The organism is Streptomyces glaucus, from assembly GCF_039533365.1.
GTDB lineage: Bacteria > Actinomycetota > Actinomycetes > Streptomycetales > Streptomycetaceae > Streptomyces > Streptomyces glaucus.
The window spans coordinates 78890-86816 of the sequence record NZ_BAAATK010000028.1 but is presented as its reverse complement, the minus strand read 5'-3'; the positions used below and the strand labels follow the sequence as shown (position 1 = coordinate 86816).

General features: G+C 68.5%; 6 protein-coding genes. All 6 read right to left on the bottom strand.

The features are described 5' to 3' along the window. Positions 1-416: ATP-binding cassette domain-containing protein (locus ABD363_RS20940; RefSeq protein ID WP_344605816.1), on the bottom strand; the 416-nt coding region annotated here is incomplete at its 3' end. Beyond that, complete coding sequence (locus ABD363_RS20935; protein ID WP_344605814.1) at positions 409-1467, bottom strand: ABC transporter ATP-binding protein; 1059 nt, start codon at positions 1465-1467, stop codon at positions 409-411. The genes ABD363_RS20935 and ABD363_RS20940, both read right to left, overlap by 8 nt. Before the next feature lie 11 nt (positions 1468-1478). Then, on the bottom strand, positions 1479-2414 hold the full coding sequence (locus tag ABD363_RS20930) for an ABC transporter permease (protein WP_344605812.1): 936 nt from the start codon (positions 2412-2414) through the stop codon (positions 1479-1481). Continuing rightward, positions 2407-3339, bottom strand: coding sequence for an ABC transporter permease (locus tag ABD363_RS20925; RefSeq protein WP_344605810.1), 933 nt, complete (start codon positions 3337-3339; stop codon positions 2407-2409). Before ABD363_RS20925 ends, ABD363_RS20930 begins: the two co-directional genes overlap by 8 nt. A 163-nt stretch (positions 3340-3502) precedes the next feature. Continuing rightward, entirely contained in the window at positions 3503-5125 is a 1623-nt protein-coding gene (locus tag ABD363_RS20920; protein WP_344605808.1) for a peptide ABC transporter substrate-binding protein, read from the bottom strand. An 803-nt stretch (positions 5126-5928) separates the two neighbouring features. Beyond that, on the bottom strand, positions 5929-7836 hold the full coding sequence (typA, locus tag ABD363_RS20915; protein ID WP_344605824.1) for a translational GTPase TypA: 1908 nt from the start codon (positions 7834-7836) through the stop codon (positions 5929-5931). Between the last annotated feature and the right edge of the window lie 91 nt (positions 7837-7927).

The following is a 7927-nucleotide window of genomic DNA, read 5'->3' as shown; positions in this document are numbered from 1 at the left end:
ACCATCTGGATGTTGCGGCGGACCGCCTTCAACGCCCGCCCGGACAACCGGGTGATGTCCTGGCCCTTGTAGAAGATCTCGCCGGCGGTGGCCCGCTCCAGGTTCATCAGGAGCTTGGCGACGGTGGACTTGCCGCAGCCGGACTCGCCCACGATGCCCAGCGTCTCGCCCTGGTACAGGTCGAAGGAGACCCCGTCGACGGCCTTGACCGCGCCGATCTGCTTCTTGAACAGGATGCCCTGGGTGAGCGGGAAGTGCTTCTTCAGGTTGCGCACCTGCAGGATCGGCTCGCCCCGGCCGACGGGCGCCTCGATCGCCGCGACCGACTCGGTCTCCGACGCGGCGTCCACGACCTCCACCTCGGAGACGTTCGGCGTGCCGTCCTGCGGCTCGTCGGTCTTGCTGAGCTCAGCCATGGAGCGTCTCCTTCCAGAAGTGGCAGGCGGAAGCGCGGCCGGCCAGCTCCGTGCCGTCCCGCTCGGTGACCGGGAACAGGTCCGGGATGTCGGTCCGGCACACGTCCCGGGCCTGCGGGCAGCGCGGGTTGAAGGCGCAACCGGTCGGGATGCGCAGCAGGTTGGGCGGCAGGCCCTTGATCGCGTACAGCTCCTGGCCCTTGTGGTCCAGGCGCGGGATCGAGTCCAGCAGGCCCTTGGTGTAGGGGTGCGCGGGACGCTTGTACAGCTCGTGGACCGGGGCCCGCTCCACGATCCGGCCCGCGTACATCACCGCGATCTTGTCCGCGACGTCGGCGACCACGCCGAGGTCGTGGGTGATCAGGATCAGGCCCATGTGGTACTCGCGCTGGAGCTCCGCGAGCAGGTCCATCACCTGGGCCTGGACGGTGACGTCGAGGGCGGTGGTCGGCTCGTCGGCGATGATCAGGTCCGGCTCCAGGGCCAGCGCCATGGCGATCATGATGCGCTGGCGCATACCGCCGGAGAACTGGTGCGGGTAGTCGTCGACGCGGGCCGCCGCGGCCGGGATCTTCACCCGGTCCATCAGCTCGATCGCCTTGGCCTTGGCGTCCTTCTTGGACAGGCCCTGGTGGACGCGGAACATCTCGCCGAGCTGGTAGCCGACGCTCAGCACCGGGTTCAGCGAGCTGAGCGCGTCCTGGAAGATCATGGCGATCCGCCGGCCGCGGATGGTGCGCCGCTCCTCCGCGGACATCTTCAGCATGTCCTGCCCGCGGAAGAGGATCTCGCCCTGGGGGATCTTCGCCGGCGGCATGTCGAGGATGCCCATGACGGCCTGCGCGGTCACCGACTTGCCGGAGCCGGACTCGCCGAGCACGGCGAGCGTCTCGCCCGCGCCGACGCTGTAGTTGACGCCGTTGACGGCCTTGACGACGCCGTCCCGGGTGTGGAACTCCACGTGCAGGTCGCGCACTTCGAGGAGCGGGCCGCCGTCCGCCCCGCCCGCACGAGGCGAGGGCGCGGGGGTGGTTTCTTCGATGGTGGTCACGTACGCCTCCCTCAGCGCATCTTCGGGTCGAGGGCGTTGCGGACCGCCTCACCGAGCATGATGAACGCCAGCACCGTGATGCTGAGCATGATCGACGGGTAGAGCATGATGTACCGCGCGACGCGGATCTGGTTGCCGCCGTCGGAGATGTCGTTGCCCCACGATACGCCGTCCAGGCCCAGGCCCAGGAAGGACAGCGTGGCCTCGGCGCCGATGTAGACGCCGAGCGAGATGGTGGCGACGACGATCACCGGGGCCACCGCGTTGGGCAGCACATGGCGGAGGAGGATGCGGCGGGTCCCGGCGCCCAGGGCCTTGGCCGCCTGCACGTAGTCCGCCTGTTTGACGGTGATGACCGAACCGCGCATCACCCGGGCCGTCTGTGTCCAGCCGAGGAAGGCCAGGGCTCCGATGACGACCGGGAGGGAGCGGTCGGTGAAGGAGTTGAGCATCACCATCGCGCCGAGCAGGAACGGGATGCCGAAGAACATGTCCGTGATGCGCGACAGCACGGCGTCGAGCCAGCCGCCGAAGTAACCGGCGAGCATGCCGATCAGACCGCCGAACACGGTCACGACCAGGGCGGTTCCCGCGCCGACGAGGAGCGAGGCGCGCGTGCCGTGGATGGTGCGGGCGTAGACGCTGCGGCCCTGGGCGTCGTAGCCCAGCCAGTCGGCCGCGAAGAGGTGGCCGTAGTTCGGCTGCTGCAGGTAGTGGTTGGCCAGGTCCTTGTCGTTCGGGTCCGCGTCGGTGAACAGGCCCGGGAAGGCGGCCATGAGCAGCAGGATCAGGATCAGCGCCGCGGAGACGATGAACACCCAGTTGGTGCGCAGGTCCCGCCAGGCGTCGCCCCACAGGCTGCGGGTCTTCTCCGGCTTGGGCTCGTCCGGCACGTGCGAGGCGGTGGCGACGACTGCGTCGTCGGCGGTCTTGGTCAGCTCAGGCATAACGGATCCTCGGGTCCAGGACCGCGTAGAGCAGGTCGACGATCAGGCTGGTGAGGAGGTAGACGAGAACGAGGATGGTGACCAGGCCGACGAGCGTGGTGCCCTCGCGGCGCACGATCGACTCGTAGATGGTGCCGCCGACGCCGTGGATGTTGAAGATGCCCTCGGTCACGATGGCGCCGCCCATCAGGGCGCCGATGTCGGTGCCGAGGAAGGTGACGACCGGGATGAGGGAGTTGCGCATCAGGTGCACGCCGACGATGCGGCGGCGGGGCAGGCCCTTGGCGACGGCCGTGCGCATGTAGTCGGCGCGCAGGTTCTCCGCGACCGACGTGCGGGTCAGCCGGGCCACGTAGGCGAGCGACGCGCAGGCCAGCACGAGGGCCGGCATGAGCAGCTGGCTCAGGTTGGTGTCGTCGATGACCGACGGCTCCAGCCAGTTCAGCTGGAAGGCGAACACCACCTGGAAGATGTAGCCGAGGACGAAGACGGGCACCGAGATCAGCAGCAGCGTCAGGAACAGGATGGCGGTGTCGGCCGCCTTGCCCGCGCGCAGGCCCGCGACCACGCCGAGCAGGATGCCGAGGGTGGCCTCGATGGCGAACGCCAGACCGGCCAGCCGCAGCGTCACCGGGAACGCCTCGCCCAGGATGTCGGTGACCGGGCGTCCGCTGGCGATCTGCGTGCCGAAGTCGAAGTGCAGAACGATGTTCCGCATGTAGTCCCAGTACTGGACCAGGACGGGCTTGTCGAGGCCGTACTCGTGCCGCAGCGATCTCAGGACCGCGGGGCTCGCACCCTTGTCGCCGAAGAGCCCTCGCACGGGGTCACCGGGCAGGGCGTAGACCATCAGGAAAATCAGCAGGGTCGTCCCGATGAACACCGGGATCATCTGGAGCAGTCGTCGCACGACATAGCGCCCCATGGTGCCTCCATGTCAGTCACAGCGGCAGGCCCTTTTCACCGCGCACGGACGGACTCCCCGTGGGTCTTCCGTACATGCGCGGCGAAAAGGGCCCCCCGGCCGATCGGCCGACGCCGTGCCGCACCCTCTGCGGGGGCGGCACGGCACACGCTGTCGTCAGCGGTTACTTCTTGACCTGAACGCCGGTCAGGACCGGGTCGCCGTCCTGGGCGTACTTGACTCCGGTGACCTTCTCCGAGTAGCCCGCGTTGACCTTGTAGTACCAGAGCGGGATGCTCGGCATGTGCTCGGGGAGCTTCTTCTCGATCTCCTGGTACAGCTTCTCCGACTCCTCCAGCGTCTTGGCGGAGTCGGCCCGGTCGATCAGCTCGTCGATCTCCTTGTTGGAGAAGCCGCCCTTGTTGCCGTCCGAGTTGGTGCCGAACAGGTCGCGGATGAAGTTGGCGATGAACGGGTAGTCGAGCACCCAGCCGGAGCGGTAGAGCGACTTGACTTCCTTGTTGTCACGGGCGTTGAGCTCCGCCTGGAAGTCCGCCTTGGAGTCGCCGACGCACTCGACGCCGGTCGCCTTGGTGATGGAGCCGCAGACCGCCTCCACCCACTCCTTGTGGCCGCCGTCCACGTTGTACTGGATGGAGATCTTGTTGCCCGGGACGCCGCCGCCCGCCTTGATGAGCTGCTTCGCCTTGGCCGGGTCGTACTTGGTGATGTCGCCGGCGGCGTTCGGCTGGTAGCCGAGGACGCCCTTGGCGACCCAGCCGGTGGCGGGCTCACGGGTGCCCTGGAGCACCGTCTTGGTGATGGTGTCGCGGTCGATCGCCATCGACAGGCCCTGCAGGACCTTGGGGTCGATGTCCTTCCACTGCTTGGTGTAGAAGGCCACCGCGATGGTCTGGATCGAGGAGTACGGCTGGTCCACGGCGCGGTCGCCGAGGTCGGCCTTGTAGACCGGCAGGTCACGCGGGGCGACCTGCCGCATCACGTCGAGGTTGCCGGACTTCAGGTCCTGGTAGGCCGTCTCCAGCTTCGAGTAGTTCTTGAAGATCACGCCGCCGTTCTTGGCCTTGTTCGGGCCCTTGTAGTCGGCGTACCTGGTGACCTCGATCTGCTTCTTGTGCTGCCAGCTGACGAACTTGTAGGGGCCGTTGCCGACCGGCTTCTCACCGGCGGCCTTCGGGTCCTTGTAGAAGGACTCGGGCAGCGGCGAGAAGACCTCGTAGCCCAGCTTGTAGCTGAAGTAGGGCAGCGCCTTCTCCAGCTCGATGGTGAAGGTGGTGTCGTCGACGACCTTCAGGCCGGACATCTCCGTGGCCTTCGGCTTGCCCTTCGCGGGGGCGACGTCGGAGTAGCCCTTGATGTCGGAGAACCAGAAGCTGTTGGTCTGCTTGTTCTCCGGGTTCGCGGCCCAGTTCCACGCCTTGACGTAGGACTCGGCGGTCACCGGGGTGCCGTCGTGGAACGTCCAGCCCGGCTTCAGCTTGACCGTGTAGGTCTTGTTGTCCGTGGTGTCCACGGACTGGGCGTTCATCATGACGAGCTTGCCGCTGGAGTCGTAGTCGACGAGACCGGTGAACAGCGCCCGCGTGACGATGCTGCCGTTGGACTCCATGGTGTTCGCCGGCTGCAGCGGGTTCTGCGGCTCGCCGACCTCGATCGAGAACTTGCCGTTCGGGTCGATCGCGGCCTTGCCGTCGCCCTCGTCACCGCTGCCACCACCACAGGCGGTCGCGCCCAGCGCCACAACCGCGGCAATCGCGACCCACTTGGCGCTCTTCGCACCGCGCATGGGTTCCTCCTCAAGAGTCCAATGGTTCACCGCATGGGTGGGCACGCGACACGGCGCCGTCACCGGTGCCTGGGATGGTCAGGTGCCCCCTCGCTCGTGAGTCGGCGCCTGCAGCGCGTGACCCGTTCAACCGAGCTCTACGCGCCTAACTATCTGCCATGGGCCCTGGCCGAACCACACCCCTGAGGTCTCGGTTCGATCACACCTCGTCCGTACATCTTCCAAAATCCGGACAAAGTGTTTGCCGAAAGATCCCTGCGAAACGGACTTGTTACACATCTATCGGTGGCAGCTGTCCGCATTCCGGACACTCGGCGTGGAAAACCGATTGCGGCCGTCAGGGCCGATGTGCCAAGGGCCGCCGTCGGCGCACCCCTTCGCGGCGCGGGCGGTGTGCGGCAGGTCTCACCCACCGGTCCGGGCCGCCGGCCCGGCCCCCGGACCCGGGCCACCCGGCCGGCCCCGCCCGGCCGGTCAGGCCGGCCCGGCCACGGGCCGGCGCGCGGGAACCGCCGGCCGGCGCAGGCGCGCAGCGGCCGGACTCCCTTCCCACAGCAGCCTAATGGGCGCAACGGGGCGCGCGGGGCCCTCGCCCCGGAATGCAGGGTTTTCCCTCTGCACCCCTGTTTTCTCGCCCTACGTCCCCGGCTGCCCGTTCCCGCCCGGGCCGGGCAGCCGCCGCCACGCGAACCGGGCACCCCGCGACGCGGGGTGCCCGGTGGTGCCGTACGACGGCGTTCCAGCTGTGCTCGGCGCGCGGCCGCGCCCGGCGTGTCGGCCGCGCCCGGCGTGTCGGCCGTGCGTCAGCCGTGCTTGGCGCGGCTCGCGGCGCGGGCGCGCTCGCGCTGGTCGAGGACGACCTTGCGGATGCGGACCGCCTCCGGGGTGACCTCGACGCACTCGTCGTCGCGGCAGAACTCCAGGGACTGCTCCAGCGACAGCTTGCGCGGCGGGACGATCGACTCGGTCACGTCGGCCGTGGACGACCGCATGTTGGTGAGCTTCTTCTCCTTGGTGATGTTGACGTCCATGTCGTCGGAGCGGGAGTTCTCGCCGACGATCATGCCCTCGTACACCTCGGTGCCCGGCTCCACGAACAGCACGCCGCGCTCCTGGAGGTTGGTCATCGCGAACGCGGTGACCGCGCCGGCGCGGTCGGCGACCAGGGAGCCGTTGTTGCGGGTCTGCAGCGGGCCGAACCAGGGCTCGAAGCCCTCGTGGATGGAGTGGGCGATGCCCGTGCCGCGGGTCTGCGTCAGGAACTCGGTGCGGAAGCCGATCAGGCCGCGCGAGGGCACCACGAACTCCATGCGGACCCAGCCGGAGCCGTGGTTGGACATGTTGTCCATGCGGCCCTTGCGGACGCCCATGAGCTGCGTGACCGCGCCCATGTGCTCCTCGGGCACGTCGATCGTCATGCGCTCGACGGGCTCGTACGTCTTGCCGTCGATCTCCCGGGTGACCACCTGGGGCTTGCCGACGGTCAGCTCGTAGCCCTCGCGGCGCATCTGCTCGACCAGGATGGCCAGCGCCAGCTCGCCGCGGCCCTGCACCTCCCAGGCGTCGGGCCGGTCGGTGTCCAGGACGCGCAGGGAGACGTTGCCGATCAGCTCGCGGTCGAGGCGGTCCTTGACCTGGCGGGCGGTGACCTTGCGGTCCTTGACGGCCGCCTTGTTGTCCGCGCCCTTGCCGGTGGCGCCGCGGCCGACCAGCGGGGAGGTGTTGGTGCCGATGGTCATCGAGATCGCGGGCTCGTCGACCGTGATCAGCGGCAGCGGGACCGGGTTCTCCGGATCGGCCAGGGTCTCGCCGATCATGATGTCGGGGATGCCGGCGACGGCGCAGATGTCACCGGGGCCGGCCTTCTCGGCGGGCTTGCGGGTGAGCGCCTCGGTCATCATCAGCTCGCTGATCCGCACGTTCTGCACGGACCCGTCGCGCTTCATCCAGGCGACGGTCTGCCCCTTCTTCAGCTCGCCCTGGTGGACGCGGAGCAGCGCGATGCGGCCGAGGAAGTTGTCGGCGTCCAGGTTGGTCACGTGCGCCTGGAGCGGGGCGCCCTCCTCGTAGGTGGGGGCGGGGATGTGCTCCAGGATCGTGGAGAAGAACGGCTCCAGCGAGTCGGAGTCGGCCGGGACCGTGCCGTCCTGCGGCTTGGTCAGCGAGGCGACGCCGTCCCGGCCGCAGGCGTAGACGATCGGGAACTCGATCTGCTCCTCGTCGGCGTCCAGGTCGAGGAAGAGGTCGTAGGTCTCGTTGACGACCTCGTCGATCCGGGCGTCCGGCCGGTCCGTCTTGTTGATGCACAGGATGATCGGCAGCCGCTGGTGGAGCGCCTTGCGCAGCACGAAGCGGGTCTGCGGCAGCGGGCCCTCGGAGGCGTCGACGAGCAGGACGACGCCGTCGACCATCGACAGGCCGCGCTCGACCTCGCCGCCGAAGTCGGCGTGGCCGGGCGTGTCGATGATGTTGATGGTGATGGGCTCCCCGCCGTCCTTGGGGTGGTACTTCACCGCCGTGTTCTTGGCGAGGATCGTGATGCCCTTCTCACGCTCCAGGTCGTTCGAGTCCATGACACGGTCGTCGACCTGGTCGAGCTGGTGGGCGGCGAAGGCGCCGGCCTGCTTGAGCATGCCGTCGACGATGGTGGTCTTGCCGTGGTCGACGTGGGCGACGATGGCGACGTTGCGGATGTCGTGACGAGTGGACACAGCCATATTGCGGCGTACTCCCGGAGTGGTGAGGACGGCTCTCGCGTACGTCCTCGGTACGCGGGCCCTGCCGGGCTGAACACGCCACGGC